This is a genomic window from Microbacterium sp. ACRRU (assembly GCF_022346945.1).
GTDB lineage: Bacteria > Actinomycetota > Actinomycetes > Actinomycetales > Microbacteriaceae > Microbacterium > Microbacterium mcarthurae.
Window position 1 is genome coordinate 47,005 of sequence record NZ_JAKRNI010000010.1, and the last position, 19,418, is coordinate 66,422.

The following is a 19,418-nucleotide window of genomic DNA, read 5'->3' on the forward strand; positions in this document are numbered from 1 at the left end:
TCTAGTTCGCGCCCACCGCGCGCCGAGACCGGCCCCGCCCTACGCTGGAACGGTGACGAGCTTCGACCCGCCTCGCCCCTGGACCGCCAGCTACGCCGCCGGAGTACCGGAGGATCTCGACCCGCAGACGGGATCGCTCGTCGACATCCTCGACGCCTCGACACGGGATTACCCCGATGCCCCCGCCCTGGAGTTCTTCGGCCGCGAGACCACTTATGCCCAGCTGTCGTCGGAGGTCTCACGGGTCGCGGCCGCCCTGACCGCGCACGGGGTACGCGCCGGAGACCCGGTGGCGATCGTGCTGCCCAACTGCCCGCAGCACATCGTCGCCTTCTACGCCGTGCTGCGGCTCGGGGCCGTCGTCGTGGAGCACAACCCGCTCTACACCCCGCGCGAGCTGCGCAAACAGTTTGAAGACCACGGAGCGAAGCACGCGATCGTGTGGAGCAAGGTCGTGAAGACCGTGCAGGAGTTCCCCGCCGACCTCCGCGTGAACACCCTCGTGTCGGTCGATGTGACCCGGGCCATGCCGGTGCGCATGCGCCTCGCTCTCCGCCTCCCCATCGCCAAGGCCCGCGAGGCGCGCGCCGCGCTCACGGAGAAGACCACGGATGCCACACCGTGGGCCGAACTCGTCCGCCACGACCCGCTGCCGGATGCGCATCCGCGCCCGTCGACCGCCGACCTGGCGATCATCCAGTACACCAGCGGCACGACGGGCACCCCCAAGGGCGCGATGCTGACACACGCGAACCTGCTCGCCAATGCGGCGCAAGCCCGGGCCTGGGTGCCCTCCATCGTGCGCGGGGAGGGCTGCGTGGTCTACGCGGTGCTGCCGATGTTCCACGCGTACGGCCTGACCCTATGCCTCACCTTCGCGATGTCGATGGGGGCGCGCCTCGTGCTGTTCCCCAAGTTCGACCCCGACCTCGTCCTCGCGGTCACGAAGCGGCATCCCGCGACGTTCCTGCCGCTCGTGCCGCCGATCGCGGAACGTCTGCTCGCGGCCGCCGAGGCGCAGGGCGTCTCGCTCGCCGGCACCGACATCGCCATCTCGGGCGCCATGGCACTCCCCCACGACCTGGTGGTGCCGTTCGAGAAGGCCACCGGTGGTTACCTCGTCGAGGGCTACGGCTTGAGCGAGTGCTCCCCGGTGCTCATGGCCAACCCCGTCGCGGAGAACCGCGTGCCGGGGACCGTCGGACTCCCCCTGCCGGGCACCGAGTGCCGCGTCGTCGACCCCGACGACCCGCACTCCGACGTCGAGCCCGGAGGGCGCGGCGAGCTGGTCGTCCGCGGCCCGCAGGTCTTCTCCGGCTACTACGGCAAACCCGAAGAGACCGAAGCGGTGTTCGTGGACGGCTGGTTCCGGACCGGCGACATCGTCACGATCGATGAGGACGGTTTCGTCCGTATCGTCGACCGCATCAAAGAACTGATCATCACCGGCGGCTTCAACGTGGCACCCACCGAGGTCGAGAACGTGCTGCGGCAGCACCCGTCCGTCGCCGATGTCGCGGTGGTCGGTGTGCCCAGCGATCATTCCGGCGAGGAGGTCGTGGCCGCGGTGGTCGCCGCCGAGGGGTCGACCGTCGACCCGGACGAGGTGCGCGCGTTCGCTCGCGGCATCCTGACCCCGTACAAAGTGCCGCGTCGCGTCGTCGTCGTCGATGAACTCCCCAAATCGCTCATCGGCAAAGTCCTTCGACGTCAGGTGAAGGAACGTCTCCTCGCCGAGTGACCTCCCCTGCCCCATCGCGCCCCTCCCGCGCAAGGGGGGAAGCGTTTCGGCGAGCGGCGCCGCGCCCTCGATACGTTGATCGCGGGGCCGTACCGGGCCCCGACAGAACCCTGGGGGCACCACATGAAGACCACCCGCACACCCTTCGCTCTGGTCGCTGCCGCGACGCTCCTCGCGCTCGCGGGCTGTTCCGGAGCGGGCTCGTCCACGAGCGCCGACGACAGCGCCGCGCCGAGTCAGGCGGCGGCGAGCTCACCGGCGGCGACCGCGACCGTCACGGAGCAGTCGAAGGACGACGCGTGCGAGATCATCCGCGCATCCTTCACGGACGTGTCCCAAGCGAGCAGCACGATCAGCTCCTCAGACCCGCAGGCCGCCCTCGCCACGTTCGAAGAACTCGCGACGAAGGTGCAGAACGACTTCTCGGGCATCACGAACGAAGAGATCGCACCTCTCGCGCAGAACGCGAGCGACACGCTTCGCACTTACTCGACGTTCCTCCAGGAGGTCGCCGCCGATCCGAACAAGGCCAGCGAGCTGGGCCCGCAGGTCACCGCGCTGCAGGACAGCTTCACTGCCGCGGGCGAGGCCTGCGAGGGCTGACACCGGATCGACCGACGAGCGGGGCGGGGCTTCGGCCTCGCCCCGCTCGTCGTCATCCGTCCGCGGCCGCGTCCTCAACCGGACCGAGAGCGGCAGGCCCCTGGGTGACGAGGACGTGGAACTGCGCGGCATCCAGGATCCGGATGCCGAGCTCTTCCGCCTTCGCGAGCTTCGATCCGGCACCGGGCCCGGCGGCGACGAAGTCCGTCTTCTTGGACACGCTCGAGGCCGCCTTGCCGCCGGCCTGGATGATCGCCTCCTGCGCGCCCTCCCGGGTGTAGCCCTCGAGCGATCCCGTGGCCACCACCGTGACGCCCGCCAGCACGCCGCCTGCTGCGGCTGCCGCGCCCGGGCCGGGATGGCCGGGGATGGAGAAGCGCACCCCCGCGGCTGTCCAGCGTTCCACGATCTCGCGGTGCCAGTCGACCTCGAACCAATCGATGACGGCGTCGGCGATGATCCCGCCGACCCCCTCGACGGCGGCGAGCTCTTCGCGGGAGGCCTGGCGGATGGCATCCAACGAACCGAACCACTGCGCGAGGGCGCGAGCGGCCACGGGGCCGACGTGCCGGATGTTCAGCGAGACGAGCAGCCGCCAGAGGTCTTTCGTCTTCGCCTTCTCGAGTTCGGCGACGAGCTTGATCGCCTGCTCGGACGGAAGCACCGGACGGTAGTCCTTGCGGATTCCGCGACGGCGTCGCTCGGTGAGGTCGAGCTCTTCCGTCCCGGGCGGATACGTCGCGGCCCCGAGCTTCTGGAACGGCGCCCGTCGCACCTCGTCGCCGGTCTTCTCGTCGATCTTCCGCTCGCCCGTCTCAGCGTCGCGCACCACGACCTCGATGGGGACGAGCTGCTCGACCGTGAGATCGAACAGTCCCGCCTCGGTGTCGAGCGGCGGCTCGGCCGGCACATCGGGCTGGGTCAACGCGGCGGCGGTCACTTCGCCGAGCGCTTCGATGTCGAGAGCGCCGCGCGAACCGATGTGCTCGACCCGTCCGCGCACCTGCGCCGGGCATGATCTCGCGTTCGGGCAGCGCAGATCGATGTCGCCCTCTTTCGCGGGGCGCAGCGGCGTGCCGCACTCGGGGCATTCCGTCGGCATGACGAACGCGCGTTCCGTTCCGTCGCGCAACTCGACGACGGGGCCGAGCACCTCGGGAATCACGTCACCGGCCTTGCGCAGCACGACCGTGTCGCCGATGAGCACGCCCTTGACCTTGACGACGTCCTGGTTGTGAAGGGTCGCCTGCCGCACGACGCTGCCGGCGACCCGAGCGGGCTCCATCACGGCGAAGGGAGTAGCACGCCCTGTCCGCCCGACCGACACGACGATGTCGAGGAGGCGGGTGTTCACCTGCTCGGGCGGGTACTTGTAGGCGATGGCCCAGCGCGGAGCGCGACTGGTGGCACCGAGCTCATCGTGGAGCGAGAGCTCGTCGACCTTGACCACGACACCGTCGATCTCGTGCTCGACGTCGTGCCGGTGATCGCCGTAGTGCGCCACGAAGTCGAGGACACCCTCGACCGTCGACTCGACGCGGCTGTACGGCGAGGTGGGAAGGCCCCACGACTTCAGCAGGTCGTAGACCTCGCTCTGCGCGGCCACCGGCGGGTCGGGCCAGGCGCCGATCCCGTGCACGTACAGCGCGAGGGACGCGATGCGCGCGCGACCGGCCTCGAGCTCGAGCCCCGACTTCTTCTCGATCTGCTGCCGGAGCCCGCCGCTGGCAGCGTTCCGAGGATTGGCGAACGCCGGAAAGCGGCGGGCGGCGGCCTGTTCGGCTTTCTCCTCGTCGAAAGCCTTGGCCCCTCCCCGGCGGGCGTTCGCGCGCTCCCGCGCCTCGGCGACCGCCCGATCACGGTACTCGCCCTGCAGGCGATTGAGGTTCTCGAACGCCGCGACCGGGATGAACACCTCGCCGCGCACCTCGACGAGCGCGGGGTGCCCCTCACCGTCGAGCTCCCGCGGGACCCCCGCGACCCGCAGCGCGTTCTCGGTCACGATCTCGCCCACCCGGCCATCACCACGGGTGGCCGCCGAGGTGAGCACGCCGTTCTCGTACCGCAGGCTGATGGCCAGACCGTCGATCTTGAGCTCGCTCAACCAGTGCACCGGACGACCCGCCGCCGCCTCGGTCTTGACGGCCCACTCACGCAGCTCTTCCGGGGAGAAGACGTTGTCGAGGCTCAGCATCCGCTCGGCGTGCTCGATGGTCACCAGATCGGTCGCCTCGGCGGCGCCGACCGAGAGCGTCGGGCTGTCCTGGCCCTGGAGCTCGGGGTAGAGCCGCTCGAGAGCCTCGAGCCGATGCATCCAGGAGTCGTACGTCGCGTCGTCGACCAGCTCGGCATCGCGCCCGTAATAAGCGTCGCGCGCGTCGACGATGCGCTGCGTCAGATCCGCGGCCTCGGTGCGCGCTTCATCGAGGGACACGTCGGGAAGCTGGTCGTGCTCGGTCACCTCCCCAGCTTAGGGAGCGGCTCCGACATCGCCCGCGGGGTTGCGAGGCGCCTCCGCCGGAGACGCGCGGACCGACGGTCGTCAGGCGTCGACCGGAACCGCCGACACCGTACGCGCGATCGTGAACTGCCCGATGACCCGGGTGCCGTCGTAGAGGACGGCCGTCTGCCCCGGCGCCACGCCGTCGAAGGGCTCATCGGGACGCACCGTGAGCACGCCGTCCTGCACAGTCGCGGTGGCGGGGACCGGGTCGGCGTGCGCGCGGATCTGCGCGTGACAGGAGAATTCGGATGCCTCGGGGGCACGACCGGCCCAGGTGAAACGATCCCCGGCGATCTCGGCGCACGCCAGCGCCTCCTTCGGACCGACGACCACCGTGTTGTTCACCGGGCGCACCTCGAGGACGAAGCGCGGCTTGCCGTCCGGCGCGGGCACGCCGAGCTGAAGACCGCGGCGCTGCCCGACGGTGAACGCGTGGGCCCCTTCGTGACGACCGACGACGGCGCCGGAGCGGTCGAGGATCTCGCCGGTCTCCGCGCCCACGCGGTCGGCCAGCCAGCCTCGCGTGTCGCCGTCCGGGATGAAGCAGATGTCGTGGCTGTCGGGCTTCTGCGCGACCGACAAACCGCGCTCCTCCGCCTCGGCACGGACGACGGCCTTGGACGGGGTCGATCCGAGCGGGAAGTACGTGTGCGCGAGCTGCGCGGCCGTGAGCACCCCGAGCACGTACGACTGGTCCTTCGCGGCATCGGAGGCCCGGTGCAGCTCACGCCCCGCGGGAGTGTCCACGAGCGTGGCGTAGTGCCCCGTGCAGACGGCGTCGAAGCCGAGCTCGAGCGCCCGCTCCAGGAGAGCGGCGAACTTGATCTTCTCGTTGCACCGCATGCACGGGTTCGGCGTGCGACCGGCGCGGTACTCGGACACGAAGTCCTCGATCACGTCGTCTCGGAACCGCTCCGAGAAGTCCCATACGTAGAAGGGGATGCCGAGTTTGTCGGCCGCCCGCCGGGCGTCCATCGCGTCCTCGATGGTGCAGCACCCGCGGCTTCCCGCGCGCAGCGTGCCGCCCGCGCGCGAAAGGGCCAGGTGCACCCCGACGACGTCGTGCCCCGCCTCGACCGCGCGCGCCGCGGCCACTGCGGAGTCGACGCCACCGCTCATCGCCGCAAGAACTCGCATCGTCCCAGTCTACGAAGCGCTCGCTGAACGGGCACCGGATGCCACGGCCCGTTCGTACGCCGACGGGAGGGCGGCCAGAACCGCCTCGATGTCCGCCTCCGTGGAGGTGTGCCCGAGCGAGAAGCGCAGCACCGAACGCGCGGCGCGGTCATCGAGCCCGAGGGCGAGGACGACGTGCGACGGCTCGGCGACCCCCGCCTGGCACGCCGACCCGGTGGACACCGCGATCCCCGCCATGTCCAGCAGGAACAGCAGCGTCTCGCCCGCGGCATCCGGGAACAGGATGTGCGCGTTGCCCGGGAGCCGGTCCTCGGGATCGCCCAGCAGTCGCGCCATCGGGATCGAAGTCAGGATGCCGTGCACCAGCCGCTCCTGCAGCGCGCGCAGCCGCGCGGCCTCGCGCTCGCGCTGAGCCTCCGCGGCCGTGGCCGCCGCCGCGAACGCGGCCGCCCCCGCGACGTCTTGCGTGCCCGCGCGCAGTCCGCGCTGCTGGCCGCCCCCATGGAGGAGCGGTGTCATGCGCGCATGGCGTGACACCACCGCCGCGCCGACACCGACCGGTCCCCCGACCTTGTGGGCCGACACCGACAGCGCCACCAGGCCCGAGGAAGAGGATACCGATCCTCGCCACGCCGCGAAGTCGACGTCGATGTGCCCGAGCGCCGACACCGCGTCGAGATGCAGCGGCACACTCGCCTCGGCCGCGGCGTGCGCCAGGCCGGCGGCATCCTGCACCGTGCCGACCTCGTTGTTGGCCACCAGCGCCGTAGCGAGCGCGGATCCGGAAAGCGCGGCCGAGAAGTCGTCGATCGGGATGCGGCCGAGCGCGTCGAGTCCGACGGGGCGCACCGCGGCGCCCGCGTGAGCGGTCAGCCAGCCCACGGTGTCGAGCGTGGCGTGGTGCTCGCCGTCCGGCAGCACGAGGGCTTCCGCCGAGTCGGAGCGAGACCACCACAACCCCTTGAGCGCCAGATTCGTCGCCTCTGTGCCCCCGGAGGTGAGGACGACCTCGATGGGCTGACATCCCAGCACCTCGGCCAGACGTTCGCGTGCATCTTCGAGGAGTCGCCGCGCCGACTGCCCGGCACCGTGGATGGACGAGGGATTGCCGAGCACCTCATGGGCGGCGAGCCAGGCGTCCCGTGCTTCGGGTCGAAGCGGAGTCGTGGCCGCATGATCGAGATAGACGGTCATGCACCCTCCCCGCGTCCCGGATATGTCCTTCACTACCCTAGGACGCATGGTCCCACCCGAAGCGGCCGCGTCCTCGCGCCCTGCCCTGCTCACGTCGACTCTCGACGACCTCGGCGTGCGGCTGGGCCCCGACGGCGGGACTCTGCGGGTCTGGTCGGCCCACGCCGACACCATGCAGCTCGTGGTCTTCGACGACGTCGACCTGGACTGGGCCGTCGAGACCCTGCCCATGACCCCCACCGGCGGCGGCGTGTTCGAGGCATCCACGCCACTGCTCCGCCCGGGCGCACGCTACGCGATCCGGGTCGGTGGGCCGCACGGCCCGGGGAACACCTTCAACCCCGCCTCCCTCCTTATCGAGCCGTACTCCCGCGGGCTCGTCTCGGGCGGGTTCGGCGACTGGCGATCGGTCGTCATCGACGGGTCCTTCGACTGGGGTGGAGTCGGCAAGCCGCGGATCCCGATGGACCGCACGGTCATCTACGAGGGACACGTGAAGGGCCTGACCAAGCGGCATCCGCTGGTCCCGCCGGCGCTGCACGGAACGTACGCCGGGCTCGCGCACCCCGCCATGATCGAGCATCTCCTCTCTCTGGGCGTGACGAGCGTGGAGCTCCTGCCGGTCCACGCGTTCGCCACAGAACCCCGGCTGCTGCAGCTCGGACTGAGCAACTACTGGGGGTACAACTCCGTCAACTTCTTCACACCCCACGCCCCCTACGCGACGGCCGCGAGCCGGGCTGAGGGACCGGAGGCGGTCCTTCGGGAGTTCAAGGGCATGGTGAAGCTGTTGCACGAAGCGGGCCTCGAGGTGATCCTCGACGTCGTCTACAACCACACCGCGGAGGAGGGGATCGGCGGGCCCCGCACGAGTCTGCGCGGGATCGACAACCGCTCCTACTACCGTCAGACCGACGACGGCGTCTACATCGACGAGACCGGCTGCGGCAACGCCGTCAACACCGCCACGGATGCCGCGGCTCGCCTCGTCCTGGACTCGCTGCGGTACTGGGCGAACGACGTGCAGGTCGACGGGTTCCGGTTCGACCTCGCCGTGACACTCGGTCGCGACGCGACCCACTCCTTCACCCCGGATCACCCGCTGCTGCGCGCGATCCGCGACGACGACGCGCTGTCGGACGTCAAGCTGATCGCCGAGCCGTGGGACATCGGGATGGGGGGCTGGCAGACCGGCAGCTTCGGTGAGGGATGGCACGAGTGGAACGACCGCTACCGCGATCGCGTGCGCAACTTCTGGCTGAGCGATGTCGACTACGCCCGCCGCGCCAGCACCGCCCCGGTCGGCATCGGGGGCTTCGCCACCCGCTTGGCGGGGTCGTCGAACACCTTCTCCGATGAGCGCGGCCCGCTCGCGAGCGTCAACTTCGTCACCGCGCACGACGGGTTCACTCTGCGCGACCTGGTCTCGTACGACGTCAAGCACAACTTCGGCAACGGCGAACAGAACCGCGACGGCGCCGAGACGAACCGGTCGTACAACCACGGCGCCGAGGGCAAGACCGACGACCCCGGCATCCTCGCCACGCGCCGGAAGGCGATGCGCAACCTGATGGGGACTCTGCTGCTCTCGGCGGGCGTGCCGATGATCACCGCCGGCGACGAGATGGGCCGCACGCAGCGCGGCAACAACAACGCGTACTGCCATGACTCGCCGCTGACCTGGCTCTCCTGGGATCTCGCGCCCTGGCAGCACGACCTCCTCGCCCACACCCGCCGACTGCTGGCCCTGCGCCGAGAGAACCCGGCGTTGCGCCCCGTCCGTTTCGCCCGTCTCGGCGAACGCATCCCGTCCGCCTCGGTCATGGAGTGGTTCGACGAGAACGGCGCGACCATGTCGAGCGAACGGTGGACCAATCCCTCGCACCGGACGCTGCAGTATCTGGCGACGTCCACACCCGAGCACGAGGAGCTCAACCGGATCCTGCTCATCGTGCACGGAAACGAGAGCCCGGTCGATGTGACGCTGCCGGCCCTCGAGGACGAGGGCGAGTATGTGGAGCTGTGGTCCAGCGCGGACGAGGCGCCCTCCGACGACTCGCCCCGTTTCTCGCCCGGTGACACGGTCGCGCTCTCGGGGACCTCGATGCGTCTCTTCCGCGTCGAACCGGGCGGCTGAGGCGCCGTCGTTCACGCGGAGCGTCCTGTCAAGGCCCCGGGCAAGCCCTGCGGGAACCCCGTCCGCCCACGATAGGTTCGGACGGTGGCCACCACGACGACGACCCCTTCGCCCGTTCTCCCCTGGCGCAGCGCCGCCTCGATCCCGGTGCGTCCGATCAAACCGACGCCCTCCCGTGGGGTGGTGACGCCGCGCATCCCGATGGCGCTCCCCCACCCGCAGGTTCCCGGCGGTCGCTTCCGTCCGTCCGCGTTCGTCGGTGAGGCCGTCCCGTTCACGGTGACCGCCTTCCGCGAGGGGCACGATCGCATCGGCGTGCACGTGCGGCTCTTCTCGCCCTCGGGCGACGAATCCCTGCACCGCCTGTCGCCTCTCAACGACGGGTTCGACCGCTGGTCGACTCTGATCGCTCCGCTCGAGCAGGGCGTGTGGCGGTTCCGGTTCGAAGCCTTCGCCGATGACTTCGCGACGTGGAAGCACGCGGCCGACGTCAAGATCGCTGCCGGCGTCGACGCGGCCCTGATGCGCGAGATGGGCGCGCAGCTCTTCGACCGTGCCCGCGGAGAGAAGAAGCGCCCCGCGAGCGACAAGGATCTCTTGTACGCGGCCGCGCGCACGCTCCGCGACCCCGACACGCACGACGACGTCGCTCTGGCAGTCGTCCGCGACCCCGACATCGCCGCCTTGTTCGCCGACCGTCCGGTGATGGGGCTCGTCTCGGCCGGCAAGGATGCCGAGCTCCTCGTCGAGCGCGAGCGCGCCGGTGTCGGAGCCTGGTACGAGTTCTTCCCCCGTTCCGAGGGGGCGTCCCGCGCCGACGACGGCACCGTCGTCAGCGGCACGTTCCGCACGGCGATCGACCGGCTCCCCGGTGTCGCGGGAATGGGCTTCGACGTGCTCTACCTCCCGCCCATCCACCCGATCGGCGAACGCAACCGCAAAGGACCCAACAACACCCTCGTCACCTCCCCCGGCGACCCCGGCTCCCCGTGGGCGATCGGGGGCCCCGCGGGTGGACACGACACCGTGCACCCCGATCTCGGGACGCTCGAGGACTTCCGCGCGTTCGTCGAGGCGGCGCGCACGAACGGCATCGAGGTGGCCCTCGACCTCGCACTGCAGGCCTCACCCGACCACCCCTGGGTCACCGAGCACCCCGAGTGGTTCACCACGCTCCCGGACGGGTCGATCGCCTTCGCCGAGAACCCCCCGAAGAAGTACCAGGACATCTACCCGGTCAACTTCGACAACGATCCGGAAGGCATCCGGGCGGAGGTGCTGCGCATCGTGCGGCACTGGATCGCGCAGGGCGTCCACATCTTCCGCGTCGACAACCCGCACACCAAGCCCCTGCAGTTCTGGGAGTGGCTGATCGCGACCGTCAGCGCCGAAGACCCCGACGTGGTGTTTCTGGCCGAGGCCTTCACCCGTCCGGCTCCTCTGCAGGGGCTCGCGATGGCCGGCTTCCAGCAGAGCTACACCTACTTCACGTGGCGCAACACGAAGGAAGAGCTCGCGGAGTTCCTCGACGGTCTCGCCCACGAGACGGCCGACTTCCTGCGGCCGAATCTCTTCGTCAACACCCCCGACATCCTGACCGAGTACCTGCAGTTCGGCGGGCGACCCGCGTACAAGATCCGCGCCGCTCTCGCGGCGACCGCGGCCCCCACCTACGGCGTGTACGCCGGCTACGAGCTCTACGAGAACGTCGCCCGTCCCGGCTCGGAAGAGAACATCGACAACGAGAAGTACGAGTACAAGTTCCGCGATTGGACCGGCGCGGAAGCGGCCGGTGACTCGCTCGCCCCGTATCTGCGACGACTCAACGAGATCCGGCGCGATCACCCGGCGTTGCGACAGCTGCGGAACCTCCACGTGCAGTGGAGCGACGACGACGCCATCCTCGTGTACGCCAAGCACCTGGACGCGGCGCTCTCGCCCACCGGCGTGGCAGACACGATCGTCGTGGTCGCGAACGTCGACCCGCACTCGACGCGCGAGACGACCGTGCACCTCGACACCACGATCTGGGGCGTCGAGCCGGGCGCTTCCTACGAGGTCGAAGACCTCATCACCGGCCAGGTCTGGACCTGGGCCGACCACAACTTCGTGCGCTTGGACGCATTCGCCGAACCCGTGCACATCCTGCACGTGAAGGAGTCGCGATGACCTCTCTTCCCCCCGAACTCCTGGATGCCGTCGCCCACGGCGCTCACCACGACCCTCACAGCGTGCTCGGCGTGCACCAGAGCGCCGACGGCTGGGTCATCCGTACCCGGCGCCCCCTCGCACGGGAGGTCGTCGCCGAGCTCGCGGACGGCTCGACGGTCGAGCTGAGCCACACCCGCGCGGGCATCTGGGAGGCCGTGCACACCGCAGCCCCCGGGTCCTACCGCGTGCGCGCCACCTACGACGGCGGTGGCGAACACGTCGCCGACGACCCCTACCGCCACGTGCCCTCACTCGGCGAACTCGACCTGCACCTGATCTCGGAGGGACGCCACGAAGAGTTGTGGCGCGTTCTCGGCGCCCACCTCCGCGAGCTCGACGGCTCGACGGGAACGGCGTTCACCGTATGGGCGCCGGATGCCCGCGCGGTTCGCGTGATCGGCGACTTCAACGGGTGGGACGGCAGCGGCAGCGCCATGCGCTCGATGGGCGGCAGCGGTGTCTGGGAACTCTTCCTCCCCGGTGTCGATGTCGGCGCCCGCTACAAGTTCGAGATCCTCACGCGCGCGGGAGCGTGGATCCAGAAGGCCGATCCCATGGCCCGACTGGCGGAGACGCCCCCCGCCACCGCGTCGGTCGTGACCGAATCGGACTACCACTGGGGCGACGATGCGTGGGTCGACGAGCGTTCGCGCACGGCCCCGATCGACCGGCCCATGTCGATCTACGAATTGCACCTCGGTTCGTGGCGCCCCGGGCTGTCCTACCGCGACGCGGCCGACGAGATCATCGAGTACGTGACGGCGCAGGGATTCACCCACGTGGAATTCCTCCCCCTCGCGGAGCACCCGTTCGGCGGCTCGTGGGGATACCAGGTGTCGGGCTACTACGCGCCGACCAGTCGGTTCGGCGACCCCGACGACCTGCGGTACCTGATCGACCGCCTCCACCAGGCCGGGATCGGCGTGATCATGGACTGGGTTCCCGGCCACTTCCCCAAGGACGACTTCGCCCTCGCCCGTTTCGACGGCGAGGCGCTCTACGAGCACCCCGACCCGCGACGCGGCGAGCACAAGGACTGGGGAACGCTCATCTTCGACTACGGCCGCAACGAGGTGCGCAACTTCCTCGTCGCCAACGCGCTGTACTGGTTCGAGGAGTTCCACGTCGACGGACTGCGTGTGGATGCCGTGGCATCCATGCTCTACCTGGACTACTCCCGCAACGAGGGCGAGTGGGCGCCGAACCAGTTCGGCGGTCGCGAGAATCTCGAGGCGATCCGCTTCCTCCAGGAGGTCAACGCCACCGCCTACAAGCGCTACCCCGGCATCGCGATGATCGCCGAGGAGTCCACCAGCTTCCCCGGCGTGACCGCGCCCACTGCGCACGCGGGTCTGGGCTTCGGCTTCAAGTGGAACATGGGCTGGATGAACGACTCGCTGCAGTACATCGGGCGCGATCCCATGTTCCGCTCGCACCACGAAGGCGAACTGTCGTTCTCCTTCGTCTATGCGTTCAGCGAGAACTTCATCCTCCCGATCAGCCACGACGAGGTCGTCCACGGCAAGGGCAGCCTGTTCGGACGCATGCCGGGCGACCATTGGCAGAAGCTGGCGAACATGCGCGCCTTCCTCGCCTACATGTGGGGGCACCCGGGCAAGCAGCTGCTGTTCATGGGGCAGGAGTTCGGGCAGATGTCCGAGTGGTCCGAGTCGCGCGGCCTGGACTGGTGGATGCTCGACCAACCGTCGCATGCACAGCTGCACTCTTTCGTCGCGGAGCTCAACCGTGTCTACCGCGAGCACGCTCCGCTGTGGTCGCGCGACCATGACGGCGCGGCGTTCTCGCGCTTGGGCGCCCCGGCGTGGAACCCGAATGTTCTGGCCTTCGCCCGGCGCGACCATCACGGCAACACGATTGCCGTCGTGTGCAACTTCTCGGGCGTTCCGCTCGGCGACTTCCCCCTGGATCTGCCCGAGGCCGGCACATGGACCGAGGTGCTGAACAGCGACGCGGCGGCCTTCGGTGGATCGGGGCAGGGCAACCTCGGCTCCGTCACGACCGACGCGCGCGGAAGCGCCGTCCTGACCGTCCCGCCGCTCGGCGTGCTCTGGCTGCACCACCGCGCCGGCTGACGACCCGGTGAACCACGAAGGCCCCGTCCGCGGACGGGGCCTTCGTCAATCCAGGGATCAGAAGAGCAGGGATGCCAGGCGCGATCGCGCGCGGATCACCCGAGCGTCCTCGTCGCCGACGAGACCGAACAGCTCGAGAAGCCGCTCCCGGACGGGGGCACGCTCGTCCGACGGCAGAGCCGCGAAGAGGTCGAGCAGTCGCTCGAAAGCGTCGTCCACGTGCCCACCCGCGACGTCGAGGTCGGCCACCACGAACTGCGCGTCCGGGTCGGTCGGGGCCGCCGCTGCCGCGGCCCGGGCGGCGTGGAGATCGACGCCCTGCACACGGTCGAGCAAGCGGACCTGGCCCAGGCCCGCGCGCGCGTCGGCATCGCGGGGGTTCTCCGCGAGAGCACGCTCGTAGGCCGCGATCGCGCGAGGGTAGTCGCCCTCCTCGATCGCGGCGAACGCCTCCGCGTGGAGCGGCGGCAGGGGCTGCTCCGCCGGCTCGTCCGCCGGCTGCTCGGCGCCCTCGACGGGGACCGTTCCGGTCACGCCATGCTGGGCCGCGAGCTGGAGGAGCTGCGCGAACACCTCGCGCACCTGCTGCTCCGGCACAGCGCCGGTGAACAGCGGCACCGGTTGCCCGGCGACGAGCGCGACCACCATCGGGATGGACTGCGCACGGAAGCCCTGCGCGAGCTGCGGATTGGCGTCGACATCGACCTTGGCGAGTACGACCTTGCCGGCGAGCTCGACGACGACCTTCTCGAGCACCGGGCTGAGCTGCTTGCACGGACCGCACCACTCGGCCCACAGGTCGACCACGACGGGAACACTGCGCGAGAGTTCCAGCACCTGCCCGAACGACGCGTCCGTGACGTCGAAGACGAGCGACGAGGAGGATGCGCCAGAGTCGGTCGGCGCCGAAGCCTCGCCCGTCGCGGCCGGAGGCTGCGGACGGTTGCGCAACGACGACAGATCGACCGCGCCGCGCAGGACGGAACCGGGGGTGGGAGTGCTCACGGGGACACCTTCGCTTCGAGGAGGCTGGAACGGTAGCCGAGGAGCCGGATCTTGTCATCCGATCCCTGGCTGGGCACGTAGAAGAAGATCTGGTCGGTATAGGTGGTGGTGAAGCCGGTCGCCGACTGGTCGACACCGGTGAGTGCCTTCACCGCGGGGTTGTTGTCGAGCTTGATGACGGCATCCGCGTTGGTGGGCTTGGCGGTGTCGCTCTCGTAGACGTTGACGGCGACGATCGCGCCCGTGTCCAGGGTCGCCAGGGCGATCGGCTCCGCGGGTCCCGCGGTCGCGGAGAAGCTGATCTCGGCCGTGCCTTGCCCCGTCTGGTTGAGCTCGTCGGTGCGCTTGCGCTTGTTGTCTTCGATCGCCGGCAGGAGCAGGTCGTTTGCGGTGTCGAACGCTCCCCAGGACGGACTGTTCTGCCCGTTGTTGATGAGGTCGGCGTAAGCCGCGGCGACCTGGTCCGGAGGCATCACGAGGAAGGAGGAGTCCGGCGGCACCTGCGTCGCGCCGACGTAGGGCGCGGCCAACTCCGGAAGATTGGTGGAGGCCTCCAGGTTGCCGATGAACGAGACCCGGTAATCCGCCCACGGGTCTTCCTGCGTCATCATCATGATGGAGGTTGTCGGCGCGTCTGTCTCGGCAGACTCGACGACCATCATCACCGTGCGCGGCCACGTGCCGGTCGTCTGCGGCAGGATGATCTGCGCCGGCTCGGCCGGGATCGCGGGGAGCGCGGGCCGATCCGGCAGCGCCGCACGAAGCGTGTAATTGGTCTGTCGCTCAGCGAGGGCGGGGCCTGCGAGTCGCGTCTCGGCCACAGCGGCATCCAACGACGAATCGGCCTCCGCGACGGTCGTCGCGATGCGCGAGACGATGCGTTCGGCCTGGTTCTCCGTCACGGCAGGCGGGAACTGCCCCTCGGGCACGATGACTGACGGTGTCGGACTCGGCGTCTCGCTGGCGCCGAACTGCGGCCACGCGTCCGCCGAGCAGCCCGCGAACAGAGCCGCAGAGAGCCCGAGCGCCGGCACGGCGACGAGCGCCCGGCGCCCGGGACCGAGAGCTCCGCGGCCTCGGCGGGCGGGCGACGCGCTGATCACGCCCTTCTCCGCCGCATCGGCGTCGGCGATCGAGATCGGCTCGGTCACGGGAAGCGGCAGTCCCTTGCGCCGGGGGCGCCGCGAACGGCGGACGTGCCGGATGCCGAGGATGTACAGCACGATGCCGGCGAGGAGGGCGATGGCGCCGCCCGCGATCAGGGGTCCTGCCCACGGCGTCGCGTTGTCGATCGGCCAGGTGACGGTGATGTTGGAGGGCGCGGGTGCGATGCCGTCGCTCGCGACGAGGACGCTCATGTCCGCGGGAAGCTGCAGGGTCGTGCTGAGCGAACTGGTCTGCTGGTACTCGTCGAGCCAGAGGTCCGAGCCGACGGGTGTGCGCGTGCCCGCCGCCTCGGTGGCGGCGGTGTCGGCCGAGGCGGGCACGAGGGCGGTTTGCACGGCGTCCTCGGCGCCGAGGGTCACCGCGGTGTAGGGGACGTCGGCGAGCCACGCCTGCATGTCGGTGGTGCGGCCATACGAGACGAAGACCTCGCCGTCGCCCTCGACCCGCAGAGACTGCGCGCCGGGGAGGCTTCCGAGCACGGCCCCATCGATGAGCGTGTACGCCGTCGCGCCGTCCGTCTGAATCGACTCGGTCGCCTCGGACGGTCCTTGGAAGACGGTGCGCTGAGCGATGCCCGCGCCGATCATGGCGGCGGCGATGACGAACGCCACCACGGCCCAGACGAATCTCACGCTACACACCATCCCCACCGGCGACTCGGGCGGCCACCGAAGAATCGACGTTTCAGACTAGCCGAGGCCGGCTGAAAGTTCGCGGCGAGGCACGGCGGTCCCATCCGGACACGATGCGCTCAGTATCCTTTCGAGAGAGGCGCGCACGCGTCTTCGAGGCAGGAGTCGCTGGCGATGAAGATCCACAACCCTTTCCGAGTCGCACTGCTCGCGACCCTGGGCGTCGGCGTTGGTCTGCTCCTGATCGGGAGTGTGCAGAACCTCTCCACGATCCTGCTGTACGTCGGAACCGCCCTGTTCCTCTCGCTCGGTCTCGACCCCGTGGTGTCGTTCCTCGAGCGCCGGGGACTTCCTCGCTGGGCTGCCGTGTTGCTCACGATCCTCGGGGTGCTCGGGATCTTCGCGGGCATCATCCTCATGGTGGTTCCGATCATCGTCAGCCAGATCACGCAGCTCGTGACCCAGATCGAGCAGCTCCTGCAGCCGGGACGCTGGAACGAGATCGTCGCCAATGTGCAGGACTGGGCGACGACGACCTTCCCGTGGCTGCGCATCGACGAGGTCTGGGCAGGGGTGCAGAACTGGTTCACGACCCTCGATGTCGGTTCGATCTCGACGATGGTCGGCAACAGCCTGCTCACCATCGGTGGCGCGGTGGCCGCGGGCATCGGCGGCGCGTTCATCGTACTGATCCTGACGATCTACTTCACCGCGTCGACGCCGTCGCTGAAGTCGGCCGTCTACCAGTTGGTGCCGGCGTCCCGTCGTGCCCGCTTCATCGAACTCGCGGAGAAGATCACCGATTCCGTCGGCTACTACGTCATGGGGCAGGTCAGCCTCGGCGTCATCAACGGCATCCTGAGCGCGATCTTCCTGTCGATCATCGGCGCTCCGTTCCCCGCGGTGCTCGCCGTGATCGCCTTCTTCTTCTCCCTCATCCCGCTCGTGGGCACGCTCACCGGTTCGACGATCATCGTGCTCACCTGCCTCATCCCGGGCCTCGGGACGCCGACGTGGGCGATCTTCGCCGCGGCGATCTACTACCTCGTCTACATGCAGATCGAGGCGTACGTCATCTCGCCCCGCATCATGAACCGTGCCGTCTCGGTGCCGGGCTCGGTCGTCGTCATCTCCGCCCTCGCCGGCGGCGCGCTGTTGAACCTGCTCGGCGCGCTCATCGCCATCCCCGTGGCGGCGAGCATCCTGATCATCTACCGCGAGGTGATCATCCCGCGCCAGAACGAGCGCTGAGACTCAGCCTTCGACGGGACCTTCCCACTCGACGGGGAGCGGGAGTGCGTCGGGGTTCACCGCCGCGACGATCTCGGTGAGGACACGACGAGTCTGGTTCTCGCCGACCCAGAGGTGCTTGCCCCCCTCGACGGCGATGAGCTGCGCGTGCGGCACCGAGGAGAAGCGCTCACGCGCCTCGTCGGGACGCAGGTAGTCGTCGAACTCCGGCACGAGCACCACCATGCGGCGCGAGTCCCCCGCCCAGGCGGCGACCTCCTCCGCCGTCGCCCGATGCAGCGGCGGCGAAAGCAGGATCACACCCTCGATGTCGTGGTCGCGGCCGTACTTCAGCGCCAGCTCCGTACCGAAAGACCACCCCACCAGCCACGGACGCGGAAGCCCGCGTTCACGGACGAAGTCGATCGCAGCGGCCACGTCGAAGACCTCGGACGCTCCCCCGTCGAACGCTCCCTCGCTCGTGCCGCGCGGTGACGTCGTTCCCCGGGTGTTGAAGCGCAGAACCGCCAGGTCCGCCAGCGCCGGCAACCGCCCCGCCGCCTTGCGCAGGATGTGGGAGTCCATGAAACCACCGGCTGTCGGCAGCGGATGCAACGTCACGAGCGTCGCCACGGGAGCGGTGCGCTCGGGAAGAGCGAGCTCGCCGACGAGCGTCAAACCGTCGACGGTCGTCAACGCCACATCCTCGCGATGAGCGGGCAGCAGCATCGGTCCGCGTATCTCCATCAGGCGATCCTCCAACAGTGGGTGTGCCAATGGCGGCGGGCAGCCAGATCGGCCGAATCTCCGAGAACACCGTCCGCCCGCCAGACGACGACATGGGCGACGCCGACGTCGACCGTCCGCCCGCAGCCAGGGCACACGTACGGCTTCTGTGCCTGCGGCGCCGAGATGGGCTGCACGGTCCACTCGACTCCGCGCTTGACCTCGGTACGTTTCCAGCCGGCGATCAAACGATCGAGGGAGACATTGGCACGCTCGCTCGACGTCCGACGCTTGCGGGAACGGGGCACGGACCCGTCACCACCAGTGGTTGCTGGTCCAGAAGTCGTATGCGGCGGCCCAGCTGCCGTACCGACCCGTGGCGTACCCCGTCGCCCAGCGCAGGTTGTCGACGGGGTCGTATCCGTTGCCCGGGACCTTGCTGCACGGCAGCGCCTGGACGAGACCGCACGCACCCGACGACCGGTTGGTGGCGTTGGGGTTCCATCCGCTCTCGCGGCTCACGATGTAGTCGACGTATCCGCGATCGGCCTCGGAGATCCCGGCGGCGGCCATCCACTCCGCCGGAGCGCCGCCACCCGAGTAGAACAGCGGGCCGCCGCCGCCACCGGTGGATGCCTCGGACCCCGAGGATGAGCGCGTGGGTTTCGGCGTCGGCGTCGGGGTCGGCTTCGGCTTGACGTACACGTTGTAGCTGGAGCGGTCGAGCGTCGGGGCCTGCTTCTCTCCCCCGGTCGACACCCGCTGCGCATCGCTGAGCCCTTCGGCGTACAGCGTCACCGTCTGCGGTTCGTCGGCTTGCGCGCGCAGGATCGCGCCTCCCATCGGACCCACGTAGGCCCCGGTGAAAGCCAGCGCCGCGCACGCGGCGAACACGGCGACGACTCCGCGCCGACGGGTCCAGTGCGGCTCGCGCCGACGGCTCGGAGCCGGGTGAACGACGTCGACGACCGCGGGGCCGCGACGGGCCACACGACGGGAGGTCGCGCGCGTGAGATCGGATCCGGAAGTCACAGTGCGC

The 19,418-nt window shown here is 69.7% G+C and carries 14 protein-coding genes; 6 read left to right on the top strand and 8 right to left on the bottom strand.

Annotation, left to right across the window (positions count from 1 at the left end):
• The first annotated feature begins 52 nt into the window (after positions 1–52).
• Together MHY30_RS07295 and MHY30_RS07300 are read left to right on the top strand one after the other, a co-directional pair.
• Positions 53–1,741 (top strand): long-chain-fatty-acid--CoA ligase, encoded by a 1,689-nt coding sequence (locus MHY30_RS07295; protein ID WP_239276208.1) that lies wholly within the window; start codon positions 53–55, stop codon positions 1,739–1,741.
• 123 nt (positions 1,742–1,864) lie between these two features.
• The gene (locus tag MHY30_RS07300) at positions 1,865–2,344 is read left to right on the top strand and encodes a hypothetical protein (protein WP_239276209.1); all 480 of its coding nucleotides are present in this window, start codon (positions 1,865–1,867) and stop codon (positions 2,342–2,344) included.
• A 52-nt stretch (positions 2,345–2,396) separates the two neighbouring features.
• Here the strand turns inward: MHY30_RS07300 and ligA are convergent, their stop codons facing one another.
• The 3 genes from ligA to MHY30_RS07315 all read right to left on the bottom strand — a co-directional run bounded on the left by ligA (position 2,397) and on the right by MHY30_RS07315 (position 7,178).
• On the bottom strand, positions 2,397–4,805 hold the full coding sequence (gene ligA / locus MHY30_RS07305) for an NAD-dependent DNA ligase LigA (protein WP_239276210.1): 2,409 nt from the start codon (positions 4,803–4,805) through the stop codon (positions 2,397–2,399).
• An 81-nt stretch (positions 4,806–4,886) separates the two neighbouring features.
• Positions 4,887–5,984, bottom strand: coding sequence for a tRNA 2-thiouridine(34) synthase MnmA (mnmA, locus tag MHY30_RS07310; protein ID WP_275438187.1), 1,098 nt, complete (start codon positions 5,982–5,984; stop codon positions 4,887–4,889).
• 9 nt (positions 5,985–5,993) lie between these two features.
• Positions 5,994–7,178, bottom strand: a complete 1,185-nt coding sequence (locus tag MHY30_RS07315) for a cysteine desulfurase family protein (protein WP_239276211.1) — start codon at positions 7,176–7,178, stop codon at positions 5,994–5,996.
• Between the two features lie 46 nt (positions 7,179–7,224).
• On the opposite strand from MHY30_RS07315, the gene glgX reads away from it, so the two are divergent.
• The 3 genes from glgX (at position 7,225) to glgB (ending at position 13,619) form a co-directional block, all read left to right on the top strand.
• Positions 7,225–9,315, top strand: coding sequence for a glycogen debranching protein GlgX (gene glgX / locus MHY30_RS07320; protein ID WP_239276212.1), 2,091 nt, complete (start codon positions 7,225–7,227; stop codon positions 9,313–9,315).
• Positions 9,316–9,516: 201 nt separating this feature from the next.
• Complete coding sequence (locus tag MHY30_RS07325; RefSeq protein WP_239276243.1) at positions 9,517–11,484, top strand: maltotransferase domain-containing protein; 1,968 nt, start codon at positions 9,517–9,519, stop codon at positions 11,482–11,484.
• Positions 11,481–13,619 carry a 1,4-alpha-glucan branching protein GlgB gene (gene glgB / locus MHY30_RS07330; RefSeq protein WP_239276213.1) on the top strand — a complete coding sequence of 713 codons (2,139 nt, stop codon included), beginning with the start codon at positions 11,481–11,483 and terminating at the stop codon, positions 13,617–13,619. The genes MHY30_RS07325 and glgB overlap by 4 nt, the downstream gene beginning before the upstream one ends.
• A gap of 57 nt (positions 13,620–13,676) precedes the next feature.
• On the opposite strand, the gene MHY30_RS07335 is transcribed toward glgB, so the two are convergent.
• Together MHY30_RS07335 and MHY30_RS07340 are read right to left on the bottom strand one after the other, a co-directional pair.
• Positions 13,677–14,624 carry a tetratricopeptide repeat protein gene (locus MHY30_RS07335; RefSeq protein WP_239276214.1) on the bottom strand — a complete coding sequence of 316 codons (948 nt, stop codon included), beginning with the start codon at positions 14,622–14,624 and terminating at the stop codon, positions 13,677–13,679.
• Positions 14,621–16,423: a glycosyl transferase gene (locus MHY30_RS07340; protein WP_239276215.1), complete on the bottom strand. Its 1,803-nt coding sequence runs from the start codon at positions 16,421–16,423 to the stop codon at positions 14,621–14,623. Before MHY30_RS07340 ends, MHY30_RS07335 begins: the two co-directional genes overlap by 4 nt.
• A gap of 174 nt (positions 16,424–16,597) precedes the next feature.
• Here MHY30_RS07340 and MHY30_RS07345 point away from each other — a divergent pair, with 174 nt between their 5' ends.
• Complete coding sequence (locus tag MHY30_RS07345) at positions 16,598–17,674, top strand: AI-2E family transporter (protein ID WP_239276216.1); 1,077 nt, start codon at positions 16,598–16,600, stop codon at positions 17,672–17,674.
• Between the two features lie 3 nt (positions 17,675–17,677).
• Here the strand turns inward: MHY30_RS07345 and MHY30_RS07350 are convergent, their stop codons facing one another.
• The 3 genes from MHY30_RS07350 to MHY30_RS07360 are packed head-to-tail and all read right to left on the bottom strand — an operon-like array spanning position 17,678 to position 19,411.
• On the bottom strand, positions 17,678–18,400 hold the full coding sequence (locus tag MHY30_RS07350; RefSeq protein ID WP_239276217.1) for an alpha/beta hydrolase: 723 nt from the start codon (positions 18,398–18,400) through the stop codon (positions 17,678–17,680).
• Entirely contained in the window at positions 18,400–18,687 is a 288-nt protein-coding gene (locus MHY30_RS07355; RefSeq protein ID WP_239276218.1) for a hypothetical protein, read from the bottom strand. Before MHY30_RS07355 ends, MHY30_RS07350 begins: the two co-directional genes overlap by 1 nt.
• A 7-nt stretch (positions 18,688–18,694) precedes the next feature.
• A complete protein-coding gene (locus MHY30_RS07360) occupies positions 18,695–19,411 on the bottom strand; it encodes a transglycosylase SLT domain-containing protein (protein WP_239276219.1) in 717 nt (238 codons plus the stop codon).
• Between the last annotated feature and the right edge of the window lie 7 nt (positions 19,412–19,418).